The 20,820-nt window shown below is 50.8% G+C and carries 23 protein-coding genes and 2 riboswitches; of the genes, 8 read left to right on the top strand and 15 right to left on the bottom strand.

What is annotated here, in order from left to right; all coding sequences use genetic code 11:
* Positions 1–74 precede the first annotated feature (74 nt).
* Positions 75–314: a hypothetical protein gene (locus tag EDC33_RS03105; RefSeq protein ID WP_040105570.1), complete on the top strand. Its 240-nt coding sequence runs from the start codon at positions 75–77 to the stop codon at positions 312–314.
* A gap of 64 nt (positions 315–378) precedes the next feature.
* On the opposite strand, the gene EDC33_RS03110 is transcribed toward EDC33_RS03105, so the two are convergent.
* From EDC33_RS03110 to EDC33_RS03130, 5 genes are all read right to left on the bottom strand, one after another.
* The gene (locus EDC33_RS03110; RefSeq protein WP_308809859.1) at positions 379–2,061 is read right to left on the bottom strand and encodes a glutathione ABC transporter substrate-binding protein; all 1,683 of its coding nucleotides are present in this window, start codon (positions 2,059–2,061) and stop codon (positions 379–381) included.
* Between the two features lie 177 nt (positions 2,062–2,238).
* Positions 2,239–2,496 (bottom strand): YneF family protein, encoded by a 258-nt coding sequence (locus EDC33_RS03115; protein WP_040105573.1) that lies wholly within the window; start codon positions 2,494–2,496, stop codon positions 2,239–2,241.
* Between the two features lie 66 nt (positions 2,497–2,562).
* Complete coding sequence (gene tkt / locus EDC33_RS03120) at positions 2,563–4,548, bottom strand: transketolase (RefSeq protein WP_124010143.1); 1,986 nt, start codon at positions 4,546–4,548, stop codon at positions 2,563–2,565.
* 12 nt (positions 4,549–4,560) lie between these two features.
* The gene (locus tag EDC33_RS03125; protein ID WP_040105575.1) at positions 4,561–4,797 is read right to left on the bottom strand and encodes a DUF896 domain-containing protein; all 237 of its coding nucleotides are present in this window, start codon (positions 4,795–4,797) and stop codon (positions 4,561–4,563) included.
* 72 nt (positions 4,798–4,869) lie between these two features.
* The gene (locus EDC33_RS03130) at positions 4,870–5,118 is read right to left on the bottom strand and encodes a hypothetical protein (RefSeq protein ID WP_094905749.1); all 249 of its coding nucleotides are present in this window, start codon (positions 5,116–5,118) and stop codon (positions 4,870–4,872) included.
* A 140-nt stretch (positions 5,119–5,258) separates the two neighbouring features.
* Between EDC33_RS03130 and lexA the strand changes: the two genes are divergently transcribed.
* Positions 5,259–5,873, top strand: coding sequence for a transcriptional repressor LexA (lexA, locus tag EDC33_RS03135; RefSeq protein ID WP_040105577.1), 615 nt, complete (start codon positions 5,259–5,261; stop codon positions 5,871–5,873).
* A 337-nt stretch (positions 5,874–6,210) separates the two neighbouring features.
* On the opposite strand, the gene EDC33_RS03140 is transcribed toward lexA, so the two are convergent.
* Genes EDC33_RS03140 through panB form a run of 4 tightly spaced genes read right to left on the bottom strand, consistent with a single transcriptional unit; the run spans position 6,211 to position 9,293 of the window.
* Positions 6,211–7,200, bottom strand: coding sequence for a CAP domain-containing protein (locus EDC33_RS03140; RefSeq protein WP_124010144.1), 990 nt, complete (start codon positions 7,198–7,200; stop codon positions 6,211–6,213).
* 56 nt (positions 7,201–7,256) lie between these two features.
* Positions 7,257–7,649 (bottom strand): aspartate 1-decarboxylase, encoded by a 393-nt coding sequence (gene panD, locus EDC33_RS03145; RefSeq protein WP_094905751.1) that lies wholly within the window; start codon positions 7,647–7,649, stop codon positions 7,257–7,259.
* A complete protein-coding gene (gene panC, locus EDC33_RS03150) occupies positions 7,624–8,490 on the bottom strand; it encodes a pantoate--beta-alanine ligase (protein WP_124010145.1) in 867 nt (288 codons plus the stop codon). Before panC ends, panD begins: the two co-directional genes overlap by 26 nt.
* The gene (panB, locus tag EDC33_RS03155; protein ID WP_124010146.1) at positions 8,487–9,293 is read right to left on the bottom strand and encodes a 3-methyl-2-oxobutanoate hydroxymethyltransferase; all 807 of its coding nucleotides are present in this window, start codon (positions 9,291–9,293) and stop codon (positions 8,487–8,489) included. The genes panC and panB overlap by 4 nt, the downstream gene beginning before the upstream one ends.
* Positions 9,294–9,382: 89 nt before the next feature.
* Here panB and EDC33_RS03160 point away from each other — a divergent pair, with 89 nt between their 5' ends.
* Together EDC33_RS03160 and EDC33_RS03165 are read left to right on the top strand one after the other, a co-directional pair.
* A complete protein-coding gene (locus EDC33_RS03160) occupies positions 9,383–10,249 on the top strand; it encodes a 2-dehydropantoate 2-reductase N-terminal domain-containing protein (RefSeq protein WP_124010147.1) in 867 nt (288 codons plus the stop codon).
* An 87-nt stretch (positions 10,250–10,336) separates the two neighbouring features.
* Positions 10,337–10,831: a CueP family metal-binding protein gene (locus tag EDC33_RS03165; protein WP_124010148.1), complete on the top strand. Its 495-nt coding sequence runs from the start codon at positions 10,337–10,339 to the stop codon at positions 10,829–10,831.
* Positions 10,832–10,887: 56 nt separating this feature from the next.
* Here the strand turns inward: EDC33_RS03165 and EDC33_RS03170 are convergent, their stop codons facing one another.
* On the bottom strand, positions 10,888–11,121 hold the full coding sequence (locus EDC33_RS03170; RefSeq protein ID WP_229716645.1) for an SHOCT domain-containing protein: 234 nt from the start codon (positions 11,119–11,121) through the stop codon (positions 10,888–10,890).
* 236 nt (positions 11,122–11,357) lie between these two features.
* A riboswitch (purine riboswitch) is annotated at positions 11,358–11,459 on the top strand.
* A 78-nt stretch (positions 11,460–11,537) separates the two neighbouring features.
* Here EDC33_RS03170 and EDC33_RS03175 point away from each other — a divergent pair.
* The 3 genes from EDC33_RS03175 (at position 11,538) to EDC33_RS03185 (ending at position 14,144) form a co-directional block, all read left to right on the top strand.
* Positions 11,538–12,122: a xanthine phosphoribosyltransferase gene (locus EDC33_RS03175; RefSeq protein WP_124010149.1), complete on the top strand. Its 585-nt coding sequence runs from the start codon at positions 11,538–11,540 to the stop codon at positions 12,120–12,122.
* Positions 12,122–13,429 carry a nucleobase:cation symporter-2 family protein gene (locus EDC33_RS03180; RefSeq protein ID WP_094905757.1) on the top strand — a complete coding sequence of 436 codons (1,308 nt, stop codon included), beginning with the start codon at positions 12,122–12,124 and terminating at the stop codon, positions 13,427–13,429. The genes EDC33_RS03175 and EDC33_RS03180 overlap by 1 nt, the downstream gene beginning before the upstream one ends.
* Positions 13,430–13,622: 193 nt before the next feature.
* On the top strand, positions 13,623–14,144 hold the full coding sequence (locus tag EDC33_RS03185) for a hypothetical protein (RefSeq protein WP_094905758.1): 522 nt from the start codon (positions 13,623–13,625) through the stop codon (positions 14,142–14,144).
* Positions 14,145–14,213: 69 nt separating this feature from the next.
* Here the strand turns inward: EDC33_RS03185 and EDC33_RS03190 are convergent, their stop codons facing one another.
* The 5 genes from EDC33_RS03190 to hflX all read right to left on the bottom strand — a co-directional run bounded on the left by EDC33_RS03190 (position 14,214) and on the right by hflX (position 20,189).
* The gene (locus tag EDC33_RS03190) at positions 14,214–15,599 is read right to left on the bottom strand and encodes an LLM class flavin-dependent oxidoreductase (protein WP_124010150.1); all 1,386 of its coding nucleotides are present in this window, start codon (positions 15,597–15,599) and stop codon (positions 14,214–14,216) included.
* A 106-nt stretch (positions 15,600–15,705) separates the two neighbouring features.
* A riboswitch (SAM riboswitch) is annotated at positions 15,706–15,816 on the bottom strand.
* A gap of 124 nt (positions 15,817–15,940) precedes the next feature.
* Positions 15,941–17,155 carry a DUF438 domain-containing protein gene (locus EDC33_RS03195; RefSeq protein WP_170156347.1) on the bottom strand — a complete coding sequence of 405 codons (1,215 nt, stop codon included), beginning with the start codon at positions 17,153–17,155 and terminating at the stop codon, positions 15,941–15,943.
* Between the two features lie 313 nt (positions 17,156–17,468).
* A complete protein-coding gene (locus tag EDC33_RS12615) occupies positions 17,469–17,636 on the bottom strand; it encodes a hypothetical protein (RefSeq protein ID WP_156956150.1) in 168 nt (55 codons plus the stop codon).
* 53 nt (positions 17,637–17,689) lie between these two features.
* Entirely contained in the window at positions 17,690–18,946 is a 1,257-nt protein-coding gene (locus tag EDC33_RS03200) for a methionine gamma-lyase family protein (protein ID WP_229716644.1), read from the bottom strand.
* 4 nt (positions 18,947–18,950) lie between these two features.
* Entirely contained in the window at positions 18,951–20,189 is a 1,239-nt protein-coding gene (hflX, locus tag EDC33_RS03205; RefSeq protein ID WP_094905764.1) for a GTPase HflX, read from the bottom strand.
* Positions 20,190–20,328: 139 nt separating this feature from the next.
* On the opposite strand from hflX, the gene EDC33_RS03210 reads away from it, so the two are divergent.
* Entirely contained in the window at positions 20,329–20,814 is a 486-nt protein-coding gene (locus EDC33_RS03210) for a glutathione peroxidase (protein WP_124010153.1), read from the top strand.
* Positions 20,815–20,820: the final 6 nt, after the last annotated feature.

The raw sequence follows: 20,820 nt of genomic DNA on the forward strand, positions 1-20,820 counted from the left end.
TATAATTCATCCAATGTTTAAATGGAATGACATCGGGAAAAATTTAGTGTAATAAGATATTTAGGAGGATGGTTATGTCGAAGTCAGGTATGAATACTCTAAAGCCTGGAGAAAACTATAAAGCACATGAAATCGACAGTTTCGTCACTACGACCGATGCAGTCGTATTGTCCACAAACGACAACGAACTCTTCTCGGATCCTGAACGCGAGTTCAAAGTGACTCATGAATTCGAAGGTTTCTTCGAACATTCTTCGGAAGATGGAGAAAAACACTTCAGGGAAAAGAAAGCCTATATAGTTGAAAAAGTCTAATACCGCAAAAAAATCCCGTCTGATGAATAATCAGACGGGATTTTCATTTGGAGATATGAATCAGTTATTCAAATGTCACATTCTCAATCCTGATGTTGCCGACCGGATCGAGATCCACCCCACTCACCTGGGATGAGTTCACACCGATTGCGAAGTTGGTGTGGAAGAGGTATGCCGCCGGCGCTTCCTCGATCAGGATTTCCTGAGCCTGGCTGTATGCTTCAAATCGAGTATCTTCATCAGGTTCAGTACGCCCTTCATCAAGCAGGCTGTCGACTTCTTCATTCGTATAGAATGAACGGTTGCCCGTTGCACCGTGACTGTTTGAGTGGAACAGTGCATACAGGCCGTAGTCTGCATCTGCTGTTACCGTCGTCCAGCCAAGGATGAACATCTCATGGTCGCCCTGCGCTGTCCTGTCGAGGTAAGTACCCCACTCGAACTGCTCCACCTGGACATCGATGTTCAATTCTGAAAGCTTCTCCTGGATGTATACGGCAGTATCGATGATCTGTGGATCTTCATCCACCCAGATCGTCGTTTCGAATCCATCTGCAACATCCGTTTCTGCAAGAAGCTCCTTCGCACGATCCATATCATATTCTACACCTTCAAGATTCTCGTCATGACCCCATACATCAGGCGCCAACGGACCTTCGGCCTTGATTCCCATGTCATCATATACACCGGAGATGATTTCATCTCTGTCGATCGCATAGGAGATCGCCTGTCTGACCTTTACATCATCGAACGGTTCCTTCTCGGTATTGAAGCCAAGATAGGACATCCTTACAGATTCCTGTTCGACAAGTTCAGTCTCTTCCCCTTCCTCAACACGTACGGCGCTTGAAGAATCCACATCACCGGCAACCTGGATGCCGCCAGTTTCGAGTTCAGCCATGCGGGCGCCATTTTCAGGAATGACACGGAATGTTACCGTCTCAAAGTTGCGGTCGCCGCCCTGGAAGTCATCGAACTTCTCAAGCACGGTTTCTTCACCAGCTGAACGGGACTGGAACATCAGGTGGTTCGTGCCATCCGCTTCCGAGCCGATGACTGAGCCGATATGCTCTGAAATCTGTTCGGCCACATCGTCATACTCGGAGCCGCCTTCCGCGCGGAGCTCATAGTATTCGTCTGCAGTCATGTCTACACCCGCTTCATCAAGTGCCGCCTGATAGTCACGGTCGATGAGGTCTTTGCTCATGATCCCGGCGGTGTTATGTGCGAGGTGGCTTGGCAGCGGTGCAAAAGGATATTCAGTATGTAGGTTCACTTCATAATCCCCTACAACTTCCACTTCGGAAATCATTTCAAACAGGAAGGCAACTTGGGATGCAACCGCAGTGTCCCTTACGCGGTCCATCGTCGCCTTTACATCTTCAGCAGTGAACTCGGAGCCTTCATGGAACGTCGTCCCCTCCCTCAATGTGAAGGTCCATACATCATCTTCAGTCGCTTCCCATTCTTCGGCAAGTCCTGGGGCAAGCGCCATGTCAGTCTCCTGGAAGACAAGCGTTTCATAGATGTTCCGTCTTACCTGCGCAGAAGCGGAGTCGTTGCTCCCATGCGGGTCGAGTGTGACCGCATCATCCATCATCGCAATGGTCAGGTCACCCGAACCGGAGCCACCCGACGCTTCAGAATCTTCGGAAGTATTTTCTCCGTCCGCACTTCCATCCGCACCCTCTTCCACATTGGAATCATCCGTACATGCAGCCAGAGCCAATGTCAGTAAAAATACCATAAGTAACATAAAATACCGTTTGTTCATTCATTTTCCTCCTTTGTTTGAATAATTCAAGTATATATGAATACTTATGCCTGTTCAATGAATATTCAAAAAAGTGGAAAATTTTTAAAATGCAGGAGACAGCTGAAAACAAAAAAATAAACCCTCCCGCTCAGACGGAAGGGTTCATCTTTATTTTTTTGAAGCTTTCATACGATCTTTAGCTGATTTTGAATCCGTATTGCGATTCATCATCGTCATCATCTGATTGATTTTCTTCTGGGAAGGTTTCTGTCCCATCTGCATCATCATCATTCTGAGCATGTCTTCATTGATCGGCGGGTTCTTCTCAAGATAGTCCATCATGTACTTTCTTGCGAGGAAGAATCCAAGCGCAACGCCACCGATGAGTGCAACTATAACAATCAGTATCCATATCCAAGTAGCCAAACTGCTCACCTCTTTCTTCGTAGACCATAATAAAGTTTACATCAAAAGCAGGTGTTTTTCAACAGATTATTTATCCATTACAGTCTGCAGGATGCGTTCGACGGTGAAGCCGTACTTCTCAACGACGACATCCCCTGGAGCACTTGCCCCGTAGGTGTCGATCGTATGCAGTTTGCCGTTCATGCCGATGAAACGGTGCCAGCCGAGGCTTGCAGCCATTTCGATTGCCGTCCTGTTCTCGATGTGTGTATTGAGTACACTGTCGATATATGCACTGTCCTGCTTGAGGAACTGCTGCATGTTCGGAATGGAGGCGACCTTCACCCTGACGCCCTGCTTATCCAGCTGCTCCGCTGCCTTGACTGCCAATGGCACTTCGCTGCCGGAAGCGAACAGGATTGCATCATCGCCCTTATCGACGGCGATATAGCCGCCTTTTCTGACGCCAGCTTCCACAGTTTCGTATGGGACATCGATTGCTTCGACATTCTGGCGCGTCAGTACGAGGGCCGTTGGTGCATCTTCGGCTTCCATCGCCACTTTCCATGCGGCACGGACTTCATTGCCATCTGCCGGACGGATTGTATTCAGGTTCGGGATCGCCCTGAGGCCTGCGAGCTGTTCTACCGGTTCGTGTGTCGGACCATCTTCCCCGACGGCGATGGAGTCATGCGTCAATACATATGTCACCGGCAGCTTCATCAGTGCGCTGAGTCGGATGGCAGGCTTCATATAGTCGCTGAATACGAAGAATGTGCCGCCATAAGGATAGACGCCGCCATGGGCCGCCATGCCGTTCAGTGCAGCAGCCATGCCGAATTCCCTGACACCGAACCAGATGTTGCGGCCATCATAGTTTCCGGCGCCGAAGTCCTCTTCGCCTTTGACGTTCGTCTTATTGCTGCTTGCGAGGTCGGCAGCGCCGCCGAAGAGCGTCGGTACAGTTGCCGAGAGCGCCTGGATCATTTCACTTGAAGTCGCCCTTGTCGCCTTGGAATCACCCGCTTCATAGATCGGGAGATCCTTGTCGTAGCCTTCCTGCAGACGATGGTTGATCGCATCATCAAGTTCGCTGTAGAGTTCAGGATGTTCATTCCTGTAGTCCTCAAGCATCTTGAGCCATTCCGCTTCCCTTCCATTGCTCCGTTCCTTCATCGTTTTGCTGAAACGGTCATAGACGGATGGATCGACTTTGAATGTTTCATCCGGGTCGAAGCCATAGTATTCGAAGGCTGCCCTGCGCTCCTCTTCACCGAGCGGCGCGCCATGGGAATCACTTTTGCCCTGCTTGTTCGGGGCACCGTAGCCGATAATCGTCTTCACTTCGATCATCGTCGGCTTATCTGAAGACTTCGCCTCTTCTATCGCCTTGTCCACCGCTTCCACGTCATTGCCATCCGCCACTTTTATATAGTGCCAGTTGTATCCTTCAAAACGCTTCTTGATATCTTCCGAGAAACTCTTGTCCAGATCCCCGTCGAGTGAAATGTCATTGGAGTCGTACAGGACGATGAGCTTGTCGAGCGCGAGGTGGCCGGCGAGGGATGCCGCTTCATGGGAGATGCCTTCCATCAGGTCGCCATCGCTTGCCACGACATATGTGTAGTGGTCCACAACGTTGTAGTTGTTGCGGTTGAAGCGCGCGGCCAGATGCTTTTCAGCCATGGCCATGCCGACGCTCATCGCAAAGCCTTGTCCTAGAGGGCCGGTAGTGATCTCCACACCTTCAGTGTGCTTGAATTCAGGGTGTCCAGGCGTTTTGGATTCATACTGTCTGAAATTCTTCAGTTCCTCCAGCTCCAGCGCACCGCTCAGGTGGAGCAGGCTGTAGACGAGCATGGAACCGTGGCCGGCACTGAGTACGAAGCGGTCCCGGTTGAACCAGTCCATGGAATTCGGGTTGAAGTTCAGATGACGGCTCCACAGCGTGTACGCCATCGGCGCGGCCCCCATCGGGAGTCCCGGGTGCCCGGAATTCGCTTTTTCAACCGCATCGATTGAAAGTGTTCTGATTGTGTTGATCGCAAGCTGATCGGTTTTATCGAATGTCATAGTCATGCTCCTTTATTCTCTGGTATTTTTTTCCTGTTGAATGCGTTTAAGTTTTTCAGGTGTTACATCATTGCCTTCTGGATCGACCACCTTGGTGTTTTCCACCTGTTTTCTGAAGGAGGATCGGAAATTCTCAAGATACTCTTCCCTGAGCCCCTTCAGCTCTTCAAGTTCTTCCTTATTGATGCTGCCCGCCTTCTTTTTGGCGGCCAGTGCATTGATACGTTGCAGTTTTTCCTTTTCAAGCATTGCGAAACCTCCTGTCCACTCACATATAATTTAACACAAAAAAAAGTATGAGACCATTCCCATACTTGATAATCATTTTATGAAGCCGATCATTTCCATCAGCTGGTCCATATGTGTCCGTTCGGCGTACTGTTCGTCCGGAACAGGCGTTTCATCATCAGGCTCCATGATATCCATCTCCGTCACTACTTCATACTCATCTATATATACGATATCGGAATGTGCGTTCTCTGTATTATGGGAATCGAACATGAATATAAGACCGGCAACCAGGGCAAATGCAAAAATGGCACTCAACAGCTTGAATTCCTTCACTTTCATAGCGTCCCCCTCCAGAACATGTGTTTGTATCCACATGGTAACAGAACATCTGTTCCGGGTCAACAAGATTACGAACAAACGTTTGTAACACCACCATATATATGGTAAAATTGAATCAATAATGAGCCGGAGGTATATATATGAAGCCGCTAACAGATAGACAGAAGCAGATATATCAGTTTATAAAGACTACCGTACATGAGAAGGGCTATCCGCCAAGTGTCAGGGAAATAGGCAATGCGGTCGGCCTGCAGTCAAGCTCCACCGTCCATGGACACCTCGCCAAACTGCAGGAGAAGGGATATATAAAGCGGGATCCGACGAAGCCGCGGGCCATCGAAGTCATTACGGAGGAAAACGAACAGTATGGTCCCGTCATACATGTTCCTGTACTCGGCAAGGTCACTGCCGGTCTGCCGATCACTGCAGTCGAGAACATCGACGAATACTTCCCGCTGCCGGAACACTTCACGGCAAACCATAACAGTGAAATCTTCCTGCTGAATGTCGTCGGCGACAGCATGGTCGAAGCCGGCATACACGACGGTGACCGTGTCATCGTACGCAAGCAGAATATTGCGCATAACGGTGACATCATCGTTGCGATGACTGAAGAGGATGAAGCGACTGTCAAGCGCTTCTATAAGGAGAACGGCTACTACAGGCTCCAGCCTGAGAACTCCGCCATGGAACCGATCATACTGGACAGCGTGACCGTACTCGGCAAGGTCGTAGGACTCTTCCGGTCCTTCTGATGATTCCAGACAATAAAGGGCGCCTACCAAAATGGTAGGCGCCCTTTCTATTATCGCTTTTCCCATGCCACCCTGTCTATTCCAATCTCTTTCGATCGGCTATCTGCCAAGTATTATTCTTACCTGCTCCAAAATATCTTTCGCATCTTTCGTATCATTCTCATGTGTTTTACTGATCAACTGCATCCCCTCGTTCTACTTTTTCTATCAGGATGGGCCTTCAGGAAAAGATATAATCTTTAAAAATGCATTTTAACGCTCTTTTTCCACTTCCCCTTGGAAACGTTTTCAAACACTTTTATTTGTATAATATTATACCATAAGAAAAATATTCCATCTACTTCTGGATATAATTTTCTGTGTAATATGGAATATCTTCATCATTGTATGCTGTACCTGTCCCAAGATGCGTGAATGCCGGCTTCAGCGTGTTCACCCGGTGTTCCATCGAGTTCATCAGGCTGTGGTGGGAAAAGATCGGTGATGTATGTCCCATGGCGATGTTCTCGCCGGCCATGCGGTACTGCACTCCGGCTTCCTCAACACGGTCCTTCAATGTCTCCCCATCAGGCGAATCATGGTTGAAGTAGTTGTTTTCAGCCATGTCCTCGCTGTGCCCCTGTGCCGCCATGCCTGCTTCTTCATAGGCCTCGAGCGGCTTCACACCGTATTCGTACCGGGTCGCATTCACAAGCACATGATTCATCCTTGAATTGTCCGCCGCCTCGGGATGGTTGTACAGTTCCTTGCCTGCCTCGACCTCCTCCTTCATCACTACAAGTGTGCCATTGACCTTATCCTCTTCATGGAGGTCATAGAAGAAGTAGACATACCTGTCCTTCAGGTCATATACTGCATATTCGTTGCTGTCGACCCTGAGCCGCTTCCATCCCTTTTTGATCGATTCTTCAGGTTCACCGTAGGCCTCCCTGACACTTTCGCGGTCCATGCCCTCGATGTTTATGTTGTCGATCGACACATCATCACTGTTTGTATAGGCCCCCGTGACCAATCCATCATTGACGAGCACCATCCTGAATCTGCCGTAGTCTTCCTCGACGACGAATTCCCCTGCATACTCACTTCCGAGCACTTCCTGGCCACTGATATCATATTCACTCTCCATGGCCACTTCAATATCTTGGGTCTGTGCACTATTGATCTCGTGTATGGTGCTCATATCGTAGGTGGGATATACATACGTCTCCAGCCATTCCACCGCATATTCCCTGTTCAGGCCATCCTTGAAATTATAGGAATGGACTGCCGGGGCGAGAATCGTGGATACGCTATAGATGAAGATGATGAAGAAGAGTTTCCCTGACATGGCTGCACCTCCTTTTGTAAAGTTTAAAAAGAGTAATTAAACGGATGTCTAATTACTCATTGATGTGTATATTCGGTTTGTCTTTTTTCGATGTACTCCGGGTCGACGATATTGTTGTCCTGATCGACGATCACCACATTCGGCTCATAACCATCCAATTCACGCTCATCCAGCTGGACGTAGCTGATGATGATGACGACGTCGCCAACCTGCACCTTTCTTGCGGCGGCACCGTTCAGGCATACTTCGCCAGAGCCGCGCTCCCCTTCGATGACATAGGTCTCCAAACGTTCGCCGTTATTGTTGTTGACGATCTGCACCAATTCATTCGGCAGGATGTTCGCCGCTTCAAGCAGTACCGGGTCGATTGTGATGCTCCCCACATAGTTGAGGTTGGCCTCTGTGACGACAGCCCTGTGTATTTTACCGTTCATCATTGTCCTGATCATTTTTTATCACCATCATATTATCTATTAACCGTGTTCTTTCGAACTTAACAGCAATGAATATTATAACATCACCGTCAATGTTTTGAACAGGATTTAGATCGGGATGGGTGAATATCTGAAGGTCGTCCATCATGCCGGAAGTGTGATCTTCGACATGGGCTTCGATGCGTTCCTTGACTTCCCCGGCATCAGATACACCCTCCTGTATCATATCACGGCCCATTTCAAGCGCCCGGTTGATCTCCGGCGCCTCGGCACGTTCCGTGTCGGACAGGTTGACGTTTCTGCTGCTTTTGGCAAGCCCATCCGCTTCCCTTTCGGTCGGCACCCCAACGATTTCGATGTCGTGGTTGAAGTCCTCCACCATCCTCCTGATGATCATCAGCTGCTGGCGGTCCTTTTCACCGAACACTGCGAAATCGGGCCGGATGATGTTGAACAGCTTGTTCACGACCGTCACGACACCTTCGAAATGCCCCGGGCGCCTCACGCCGTCAAGGATGGAGGCCATCGTCCGGAGGTGCAGTTCAAGCTCCGGGGCTTTCGGATACATCTCTGTCTCTGAAGGATGGAAGACGACATCCACTCCGTGCGCCCTGCAGACTTCAAGGTCGCGTTCAAGGTTCCTCGGGTAGCTGTCCAGATCCTCATCCGGTCCGAACTGGAGCGGGTTGACGAATATGCTCACAGCCACGATGTCCCCCTTTTTCCTGGCTGCCTCCACCAGTGCCATATGCCCCTCGTGCAGGGCGCCCATCGTCGGTACCAGTGCAACGCTTTTCCCGCGATGCCCATCCAGTATATTTCGTACTTCCTCAATTGTATCCGTTGTCTTCATCATTCCTCAAAAACCTTTCTCTTGTAGGTTGTATCCTCATCCGGGAACCGGGCGGCCTTGACCGCTTCGGCGTATGCCCTGAGCCCCTCCACGCCGGCAGTATTGAAATCTGCATACGGCTTGACGAATTTCGGCAGCCGGTCGGTCCCGTACTGCAGCATATCATGGTAGACGAGCACCTGGCCGTCCACATCCACACCCGCACCGATTCCGATGGTCGGAATGGAGAGGGTGCTCGTGATTTTGCCGGCGAGGTCGGAAGGGATGGCTTCAAGCACCACCATGCATGCGCCGGCCGCCTCCACTGCCTTGGCGTCCTCGATCAGCTGCATCGCGGCATCATGTGTGCCGGCCTGCATCCTGAAGCCCGTGACACCGACAGACTGCGGGGTGAGTCCAAGATGGCCGACGATCGGTACACCGGCAGCCACGGAGCGGCGGATGATATCGAGGCAGCCTACGCCCTCCAGTTTGATGGCGTTTGCCCCTGTCTGCTGATAGAGCTTCAGTACATTGCCGACGCTGTCGTCATCATTTCCATGATAGGATCCGAATGGCATATCCACAACGACGTATGTATCCGGTGCTCCGCGTCTGACCGCCTTCGCATGATGGATCATATCATCCATCGTCACCTGCACCGTACTGTCGTAGCCGAGGACTGTCATCCCGAGCGAGTCGCCGACGAGCAGGGTGTCCAGTCCGGCCGCTTCACTCTGCTTCGCACTCGGATAGTCGTAGGCTGTGACCATCGTGATCCGCTCTCCCTCCATTTTCATCCGTTTCCAATCACTTGTAGCTTTCATGATGCTGCCCCTTTCCATTCGAAAGTAATATATTATAATTAGTTTACCATATTATTTAAAAGTGCTACATCCAACCAGGAGGAAAATAAATGAAAATTGCAGTCATCGGCATCGGCGCCGTCGGCAGTGTCATCGCACGTGAAATGAAAATGCTGCCACATGATATTACACTCTTCGGCAGGTCACGAAAGGAAGGATTCACCATACAGGAAGACGGTGAACGCCGGCATTACCCCTACACCATCGAGGATATCTCAGCATATGAAGGGGACGCCTTCGACATCATCTTCATCGCCACGAAAGCTACAGCACTCAAGTCCATAAGCCGCCTCATACCCCGAATGGCCCACGATGATACTGAGGTCATCCTTTGTGAAAATGGCATGGGATTCGACGAATACTTTGATGCACCGGTGCCCGCAGTCGTCTATATCAGCGGCCAGAAGCGTGAGGACCGGATCGAGCACTTCCAGGATGCACGCCTGCTCATCGGGGACAGACCCCTTCCATACACCGACCGCATCATAGATGATCTTGAAAACACGACCGGTGTGGAACTTGAAATCAAGAAGACTGAGGATTTCCGCCGCATCCGCTATGAGAAGCTGCTGATCAATCTCGGCATCAATTCCCTGACCGCCCTGTCGAGCAACACCGCTAAAATATTCGACCTCGAAAACGTTACCGACCTTACCCGGCGCCTGCTCAGGGAAGGCCTCGACATCATCAACCGGAAGGGGGAGATCATCGATCCATCCTTCATCGACAAGGCGCTGTCGATCTACCAAAGCTACAACCGTGAGATGGGCACAAGCATGTACTATGACGTCATGGCCGAAGCCCGCACCGAATACATGTACATCCAGAAGTACTTCCAGCAGCATAAGGGCGACCTTGATACACCGGTCCTGGACATCATTGTGACCCTGCTCGATGCCTACCAGTATGAGAGGTAGGAATTTGAACGTATTGTGACACTTCTGAATCATCCGTACATCCGGACATGCCGGGTGTTACAATAAAAGAAAAACTAGGAGGTACTCATGAAGAGACTGCTGCTGCCCTTCATCCTTATAAGCATCATCCTTGCCGGTTGCGGTTCAGACGATGCGACCGGTGACATCAAAGCACTCGTCGACGACTACAGCGCCAACAAGGAAGCGGAAGCCGCTTCGATCACAGGGACCGAACTCATCATCGGCGAAGACCAGAGCGAGAGGCATTCGCTGCCGGAAGATGAATTCTTCGTCTCCATCGCCCCCTTCATCAACTACACACACCCTTGCGAGTTCCACAGCCTGACCGGCTGTCAGGGTGAACTCTCCTCAACGGAGATGGATGTCCGCATCACTGATGAAACAGGAAAAGTCCATGTCGACGAAACAATGACGACGCTTGAAAACGGCTTCCTTGATTTCTGGCTGCCGCGGGACAGGGAATATACCATCACCATCACCCATGATGGCCTTTCAACCGAAGGGACATTCACCACCTTTGAAGACGACTCCACATGCCTGACCGATTTCCAATTGAAATAGCACACTAAAGAGAGCATACCGCCTGGTATGCTCTCTTATTCATTCCTGCGTATCCGTCAGTGCCCGATCCTCTTTTTGAGGCGTTCGTACTCCTCCTCAGAGATCTCCCCTTTGGCCAGGCGCTCATCCAGTATCTCGAGGGAGCGGCGTTCGGATCTCCGCCCCTCATCCCGGGCGCTCCCATTATTCCCTCTGAACATCCATATCAGTATAAGGATAATAATGATGAGAATCAGGAATCCAAAAAGTCCGAATCCAAAGAATCCTCCCATGTCATAACCACGCATCATGGATCATCCCTCCTTCTGCTGAATGGGAAAGCTGTCCTCCACTTCCCCTTCTCCCCTCCATTATACATGGGAAATTTGCAGATGATGTGCAGGTGAACTTCTATAGAGGGAAGCTCCAACCCCCTATTCGAACCAAAAACGAACATCAAATGATTTTAAAGTTCTTTTCGAACTAAAATATGAACTTTAATTAAAAATGGTGTTGAATAGTTCGTTTATTATGTTATTATTATATCCATCTTAAATATTGAAGCACTCATATAATCGCAGGGATATGGCCTGCAAGTTTCTACCGGGATACCGTAAATGTCCCGACTATGAGTGAGTAACTTTCGTGGATTGCCGCGAAGCTGCTCATCTCATTGATGTGTGCTTCGGGCTTTTTTGTTTCAAAATAATATTTTGGGGTGTTATTCATGAAGTTGCTCAAAGAAAAGATTCTGGAGGAAGGTGTGGCGCTTTCCGATACGGTGCTCAAGGTCGACCACTTCCTGAACCATCAGATCGATCCGGTACTGATGGTCGAAATCGGCAAGGCATTCAAAGAAAGGTTTGCATCGGAAAAGATAACGAAGATACTGACGCTGGAGTCCTCAGGCATCGCTCCATCCGTCATGGCAGGCCTGGAATTCGGTGTACCGGTCGTCTTCGCAAGAAAGAGGAAGTCCCTCACCCTGAGCGAAGGGCTGCTCACTTCAAACGTCTACTCCTATACGAAACAGGAAACGAATACCATCGCAGTCGCCGACAAGTTCCTATCCGATGAGGATTCCGTGCTCATCATCGATGATTTCCTCGCCAACGGGGAAGCTGCAAATGCACTTGTCGACATCGTGCAGCAGGCAGGGGCGGACATTGCCGGCATCGGCATCGTCATTGAGAAGTCCTTCCAGCCGGGGGGCGGGAAACTGCGCAATGCCGGGCATCGGGTGGAATCGCTGGCACGCATCGCCTCCCTCGAAGATGGAAAAATAGAATTCCTGTCCGAGGTGCATGCGTGATGCAGATGTCCAAGCCAAAACAGCTGTCACTCGGTTTCCAGCATGTACTTGCAATGTATGCGGGGGCCGTCGTCGTACCACTCATCGTCGGTGGTGCCATCGGCCTTACACCCGCGCAGCTCACCTATCTGATCGCCATCGACATCATGATGTGCGGCATCGCGACCATCCTCCAGGTCTGGAAAAACAAATTCACCGGCATCGGGCTTCCTGTAGTGCTCGGCTGCACGTTTACAGCCGTCGGCCCGATGATCGCCATCGGCAATACATATGGTATCCCGTCGATCTATGGCGCCATTCTTGTGACCGGATTGTTCGTACTCCTCATCGGCAAGTACTTCAGCAAGATGATCCGCTTCTTCCCACCTGTTGTTACAGGTACTGTGGTCACCACGATAGGCATCACACTCGTTCCCGTGGCCATGCATGACATTTCCGGCGGACAGGGCAGCGCGGATTATGGTTCCGGCCTCAATCTGGCACTCGGATTCGGTACGCTGGCTGTAATCCTGATCCTGTTCAGGTTCGGCAGGGGGTTCCTCAAATCCATCGCCATCCTGAGCGGCATCGTCATAGTCACACTGGTCAGTTCATTCTTCGGCATGGTCGACCTCACACCGGTAAGGGACGCTTCATGGTTCCACCTGCCGCGGTTCTTCTTCTTCGGCATGCCGGAATTCAACATCATTCCGATACTGACGATGATGCTCGTGGCCGTCGTCAGCCTCGTCGAAGCCACCGGCGTCTACTTCGCACTCGGTGATATATGCGAAGAGGACCTCGATGACACGGACTTGAAGCGCGGCTACCGTGCCGAAGGCCTCGCCATCATACTGGGCGGCCTGTTCAACGCCTTCCCCTACACGACCTATTCACAGAATGTCGGCCTCGTCCAGCTGTCCGGCGTTAAGAGCAGGCAGATCATCTACATCGCCGGCGTCATGTTGATCCTGCTCGGCCTCGTTCCAAAGATCGGCGCCGTCACGATGGCCATCCCGACACCTGTCCTTGGGGGCGCCATGCTTGCCATGTTCGGCATGGTCATATCGTATGGCATCAAGATGCTGTCACGCGTCGATTTCGAAAATCAGAACAACCTGATGATCGTCGCCATCTCCATCGGCATGGGGCTCGGTGTCACAGCCGTCCCGGATCTTTTCGCCATCGTACCCGGAAGCCTCGCCGTCATTGCGGAAAGCGGCATCGTCCTCGGCAGCCTGACGGCGATTGTCCTGAACTTGATATTGAACACCAGAATGGACAGGAGTAAACAGCACGTTCTAAAGGAAGGTCATGCTGCGAACTGATAGTCCAAAAATATCTTTTTATGATCATCCCCCCACCAGAACACTTTGCTGATGGGGGGCATTTCTTGCATTTTTTTATATTTTTGCATGACAACGCTCCACAGAGATCACATTGATGACCTTATCAAAATGAACGTGATTTTTTCCCTTCCAACAGGGTAATGTACTGTAAAAGTACTTAGGGGGGCTGCATGTGAGTGATGATAAAGATAACAGGATTGACAGGAATGAAATGAAGGAGCGGAAGGATGGGTATCAGCGGGACCCTGAAGAAATGCCGGATCCCGCTGAAAGGAATGCCGTTGAGAGCCAGAAGGGGCCTGAGGAACAGCATGGTGAGGAAGTCGAAAACGCGGCTCCCGGCAAGGAGCGCGCAGAAGCGCTTCGGGAGGAACGCAGAAGCGAGGGCGCAGAACAGCAGTATGAAACGAATAAGAAAATCGGTATCAGCGGGTGTCTGGTATTGACAGTCACCTTCCTTGCACTGCTGATCATACTCGGTTCATGTACCGGCCTCTTCTTTGGGGATGAGCAGGATGAGGAGATTACAGAAGATGAAGCACCCGGAAATCCGGAAGAGGATGATGTCGGTGACGATTCATCAAGTATCACGCCGGAAATGGAACTTGAAAAGGAATTCGGAATCGTATTCCATAAAGAAAGCCACCCTTCGGGTGGCTTTTATAGTATACATATGTCTATCCTTCCCGACTGACGCCCACCCCTGGGTCCATTTGAACTACAAACTTATATCCCCCGGCAGACGAGTCTGCCGGGAGAGTTTTTATATGCTGGATCGCGAGAGCGAAGCCATCCGCTTTGCAGGATGGTTCTCTGGAATCCTTGGACTTCCCTTTCCGAACAGGTTCTCCCTCAGTGTGGATGCCTCATACTCTTTTCTGAAGCTCCCTCTTTCCTGAAGCACAGGGACGACGAGTTCTATGAAATCCTCGAATGTCCCTGGGGAATGGGCCTGGATGATATTGAAGCCGTCTGCATCCCCTTCATTCGCCATCGACTCGAGTGCGTCAGCGATCTGTTCCGGGGTGCCGACCACTTTCGTCGCTCCGATACCGAGACCGTGATGCAGAACTGCTTCCCTGACCGTCCATCTCCTGCTCGTACTCTCCACCGTGTACTTCTGCAGAAATCCATGGGAAGCATCGGTTCTGATGTTTTCCACATACTGGTCGGGATCATAGCCGGAAAAATCGATGCCTGTATGGCCGCTCAGCATGGACAGTGTGCCTTCATAACTGACATGGGAAAGGAGCGTTTCGTATTTCTCCTTTGCCTCCGATTCCGTCCTGCCGACAACCGGTACGATGCCCGGGAATATTTTGATGTCTTCAGGGTTTCTTCCGGCCTCAGCCGCCCGTCTGCGGATATCCGCCGTGAATGATTTCAGCTCCTCCAGATTGCTCGCTATGGTGGTGAAAAGCGCCTCGGCGTGCTTGGCGGCGAATGCTCTGCCCTTTTCGGAAGCGCCTGCCTGGAAGAGGACCGGCGTCCGCTGGGGAGATGGCTCGACCACATGCATCCCCGGAACACTGAAGAACTCCCCTTCATGACTGACCGGGTGGACCTTCTTTGGATCGGCATAGACACCGGTTTCGACATCCGCCTTTACGGCATCCTCCTCCCAGCTGTGCTCCCACAGTTTATAGACGACATCCATGTATTCATCCGCCCGTGCATACCTCCTGTCATGCTCGATCTGATTCGCCAGACCGAGATTCACCGCTTCGCTCTTCAGATACGACGTCACGATATTCCAGGCTACACGGCCCTTCGTCAGATGATCCAGCGTAGAGAAGTCGCGTGCCAGTTTATATGGTTCAGCATAAGTAGCCGAATATGTCGCGGCAAAGCCCAGATGTTTTGTTGCTGCCGCCATCGCTGAAATCTGGAGCAGGGGATTATGCAAGGGGACCTGGACGGCATGTTCAATTGAAGTTTCGGGGCCATCCTTATAGACATCATATATGCCGAGCACATCGGCAAGAAACATTCCGTCAAACTTGCCGGCTTCAAGCAGCTTTGCAAGGTCCAGCCAATAGTCCAGGTCGCCATGACGCACTCCCTGGTCCGCTTCATGTCTCCATAATCCCGGGGAATGCGGGGCAACGGTGTTCATTGTAAAACCATTCAGTCGAATCTGCTTCTTCATAGATCATCTCTCCCTTTAAGTATTCATCGAAAAAAACCCATCAAAAGGGTAGGTAATGAAAAATACCCCATCCGATGAGGAAGAGGTATGAGACACTAGACGCTCCTCCTCATCTTCCAAGCATGACGCTTGTTGGAATTGGCACCGTTCAACTTTTTTAAAGTGGGGTTGCCGCAGGATCTCAGGACCAATTTCCTCCCCTGGCTCTTGATAAGGAATATATTCAATTTATAGTTGAATGCTATGATATCAGCTATGCAATTTTCTGTCAAATTTGAATTTTTAAATATTAACATTCCGCGTCCGTAGCTTTGGTGAAAACAAACGGCCGGAACCCCCAGTCACTTCCCTTTCGGGCTCGGCCCGCGCTTCACTTCCCTCGGCAATTCGAAGAACGGCTGGATATCCTGCACATATTCAAGAATTCCCATGAACTCCCCCGCCTCGTCGAAGACAGCCTTGTATGTGACATGGATATACTTGTCCTTCTTTCTGAACCACATCGTTTCCGATTCCTTCTTCCTTTTTTTCAGGTCATGTATGATGTGCATCACTTTCTTTGTGCTTTTTGGCGGGTGGCAGTTGGCGACATTCCTTCCGATGGACAGTGGTGTACGTATGAACATCATCTCTTCGGCTTCCCCGATTTCATTGAAGTACTTGAACAGCCCATTACGATCGACGAATGTGATTTCCCCAGGCAGGTGGTTCAGGATCAGATTCGCTTCCTTAGCGGTCAGATAGCCTCCGCCAAACTGCATATGTACTGTATCATCGAGCGGGGCGGGCTGCTTACCGGAACAGCTGTTTCCTTTACGGTACTTGCCGACGGACTCTATCGCATAGCCGAATGCCTTGCTTTCCGCTGCAATCGCCATCCAATCCTCTTCTTTGAAGAGAGACTGGGTCAACGGTATGAAGAGATAGGACTCCTCAAGCATCATTTCCTCGCACGCATCCTTCATATCATCAAACGATCTTCTTACATGCCGGAATTCAATCTCCTCAATCTTTTCCGTCCGCTTTCTCAGAGCCCGCAGCAGAAGACGGATGGTATCATGCTGCGCCCACATCTTCCGCGGAAGCGTGTAGATGCCGCGACGCTCGAGAAGCGGGAAATAGAGCTTCTCCTTCCTGCTGAAGTGGCAGTTGATTTCCTCAAAACGCACAACTTCTGCGATGAGTGTGTCCACCATCGTCCGCTCCCCTGCCTCGTAGCATTCGAGGAGATGCCCGATGATCTCGAGGGAACCGGAAAGCAGCCTGTTTTCCTTCTCCAGTATGCGAAGTGGATGACAGTCATCTTTTGATATGTGGATTTCAGTAAGCGATTTATGGAAGAGGTGCTCATGGATATCCAGAAACTCCTTGATGTCATATATGGTGACATCCTTCTCTACATATTTCACCTCTATAATCGCACCAAGCATTTCTCCCGGTTCCATTTCCTTGAGTTCCGTATTGAAACCATCCATTAAACTCTCCACCGGCTCCCCCTGATTGATTTTGAGCAGCAGCGGCCTTACTTTGCTGACGTCCGTTGTTGCGATGGACATGCAATCACCCCTTAGAAATATTCTCTTCCAATTAAACATGTATCAATAATACATCTATTATATGCCATATTACCCTTCCGGTACCGCCTGTTTCCAATCGTTAACAATTTTTTCGCTATTGTGAGATATTTTCGACACAAAAAACGCCCTCCAAAGCAGGCACATCTACTGTGTCCACCTTGGAGGGCGTTCATCTATATTGCATCATACCTTCTACTACAGGGATGAAAGTACTGTCTTCGCTTGATTCTGGGTCTCAGCATACGCTCCAAATGAGGTGTCGACGAAGACGACCACGTCCCGTTATTTCCCCTCAAAGTATATTCCTGTCCGCATCGAATTCTTCTGTTTCCTTTTTCAAGCGCGCGTACATTCCCTTAAATACATCCACCTTTTTGAGGGTTATATGGTGCAGGATACCGACGACCAGATATTGGACGGCCAACATCAACTTCATGGTGCTTCTTTCGACTATCTGCATCTTTCATCCCTCCTTTAAATGCATAGTAGAACGCCATGTCCATCCAGGTGCGCCTAAAGCATAATCATGCCCTTCTCCCGCATCTCGAGAAGTGCCATTTCGAGCGCATGGACGACATGCTCGAATACGAGGCCGCCCTGGACGAATACGGTATAGGGCGCCCTGACCGGTCCGTCTGCACTGAGTTCGAGGGATGCCCCCTGCACAAAAGTGCCGGCGGCCATGATGACCGGATCCTCGTATCCCGGTATATCGCTCGGCACGGGAAGGAACTGGGAATTGACGGGTGATGCCTTCTGTATCATCTGGGTGAAGGTGATCATCTCCGCCTCCGTATTGAACGACACACTCTGGATCAGATCTGTCCGTTCTGCATCAGGCGCCGGATCTGTTGCCAGTCCCGCCTTCGACAGCAGGTGGCTCGTCAGTACGGCTCCGTTCAGGCTCTCCACTACCGCATGGGGGGCCATGAAAAAGCCCTGGTACATGTCAGTGTTCGCATTCAGGCTTGCTCCCATCTCCTTGCCGATGCCGGGCACAGTGAGCCGGTAGCTGATCCGTGTGATCAGATCTGCATTTCCCGCAATATAGCCGCCCATTTTGGCAAGCCCGCCGCCTGGGTTCTTGATCAGGCTGCCGGCGATGACATCCGCACCGGCCTCAATCGGTTCATGGGTCTCCACAAACTCCCCGTAGCAGTTGTCTACGAAGACGATGATGTCCGGATACTCCGCTTTTATCCTGCTGATCATCTCCTCCATCTCCCTGATGGTCAGCGACTTGCGCATGCTGTAGCCACGGGAGCGCTGGATGGCGATCATCTTCGTCCGGTCTGTTATGGACTCCATGACCGCCGCTTCATCGAACCGGTCATCCACTAGGTCGATGGACCGATAGTGGACGCCCTTCTCACGTAGGCTGCCGATATCCTTGTCGGAACTTCCGATGACCTTGGCGAGCGTATCATAGGGTTCCCCGCTGATATAGATGAGTTCATCCCCCGCCTCGAGCAGTGCGAGCAGCACCAGGCTGATCGCGTGGGTACCTGAGATGATCTGGCTTCGGACGAGGGCATCTTCACTCCTGAAGACCATGCGGTAGATCTCTTCAAGCTTGTCACGCCCGACATCATCATATCCATAGCCTGTGGTGCCCGAGAAGTCGCTTTCGGCCACCCCATTTTCATGGAATGCCTGCATGACCTTCCTGAAATTTCTCCTTGCAATCTTTTTGTTCTCCCTGATGATCGGGTCGATCTCCTCGATCGCCTCCTCGACCAGCTGGTTGATATCTGTTTCTGTATACTCCACGCAGTTATGCCTCGTTTCTTTCTGAAATTCTCCGGCTCCATGAGCCGGGTGGTTCGTAGCCTTTGAGCCTGTATGTCCCCGCCTCTTCATCGATTTCCTGCTCATCGACGATGGTATACCGCTTGAGGTCATAGATCTTCTGCGGTTCTGACATCGGCAGCTCGGCCTCATACTCTTCCATGTACGTCTTCATGAAGTCTTCCAGCACTTCGAGTATATCCTGGGGCAGCATATCCTTGTTGACGTACGCATGCGCCTCACCCGGTGTGTAGTAGCGCCCGTCATCGATATCCGTCTTGTTGAAGAAGACGATTGAAGGGATATGCTCCATATTGAGCTGTGAGATGAGCTGCTTCACAGTGTCATAATGGGTTTCCAGGTTGTCTGAACTATTGTCGATGACATGGATCAGGAAGTCGCTGTCGGCCGCTTCCTCAAGGGTGGACTTGAAGCTTTCGACGAGCGTCGTCGGCAGATTCTGGATGAAGCCGACGGTGTCGGACAGGATGCATTCGAAACCGGACGGGAGTGTGATCTGCCTTGTCTTCGGATCGAGCGTGGCGAAGAGCGCATTCTCCTCATACGTATCACTTTTCGCCATCGTATTGAACAGCGAGGATTTCCCTGCATTCGTATAGCCGATCAGCGAAACCTTCACGACCTGGTTGCGGTTCCTCTTTTCCCGGTACCTCTCACGATGGGCCTCCACGACTTTAAGCTGCTTCTTTATCTCCTTTATCCGCTGGTTGATGTGCCTGCGGTCGGTTTCGAGCTTCGTCTCCCCGGGTCCACGCGTCCCGATGCCGGCACCGAGGCGGGAGAGGTTGATGCCCTGGCCCTTCAGCCGCGGAACTAGATACTGCAGCTGGGCCAGCTCGACCTGCAGCTGACCGGCCTTCGACTGTGCCCGCATGCTGAATATATCCAGTATGACCTGTGTGCGGTCGATGACCTTCGTGTCCATGACAGCCTCTATTGCACGGTTCTGGCTGGCTGTGATCTCATCATTGACGATCGTATAGTCTATCTCCTCATCTGCATCATAGCTCTCGGATGTCTCTTGGAGGAAGCCTGTACCGACGTAGGATTTCGGATCCTTGGTCGTCCTGTTCTGGATGTGGACGCCGATGATTTCTATGCCGACCGATTCGGCCAGGCTCCGGAGTTCCTCCACTTCTGTATGAATGTCTTTTCTTTTCGGCGTATTCACTGCAATGATGACGCCGCTGTATGTGTTTGACACTTGAGCACCTCCTGCGTTACTTTAATATACCATACCCTTTCTGCTGAACAGATAGAGATGTTTTTGTTTAGCATGGGTCCATTTTGTCTAAATAAGTTATATATTTGTGTTTTTCGCTTTTAGAAAGGGGTCCAGAATCATGAAGACGCATCTATATGATATAGAAGTTCATGATGACACCGGTACAAGGCTGCGTATGGAGGATTTTGCAGGCAAAGTCGTACTCATCGTCAATACGGCCAGCGAATGCAGCTTCCGCAACCAGCTTTCCGAACTTGAATTCCTCTATCAGAAATATAGGGACGAAGGGCTCGAGATACTCGTATTCCCTTCAGATGATTTCATTAATTCCGAACCGCTTGATGCCCAAGCCGCCAAGACCCACTACCGCAATGAATACGGCGTGACGTTCCGGGTCATGGAAAAGGTGCAGGTCAAAGGGGACGGCATCCATCCCCTTTTCAAATATTTGACTGAGGGCAGAAGCGGTCTGTTCACCAATACAGTAAAATGGAATTTCACGAAGTTCCTCATTTCAAGGGAAGGCCGGATCGTAAACCGGTTTCCACCGCAGAAGTCACCCATGTCATTGGAAGAGGATGTAAAGAATGTCCTCAGAGGTTAAAAAAGC

Origin of the sequence: Salinicoccus roseus, assembly GCF_003814515.1 — a bacterium.
Taxonomy (GTDB): Bacteria; Bacillota; Bacilli; order Staphylococcales; family Salinicoccaceae; genus Salinicoccus; species Salinicoccus roseus.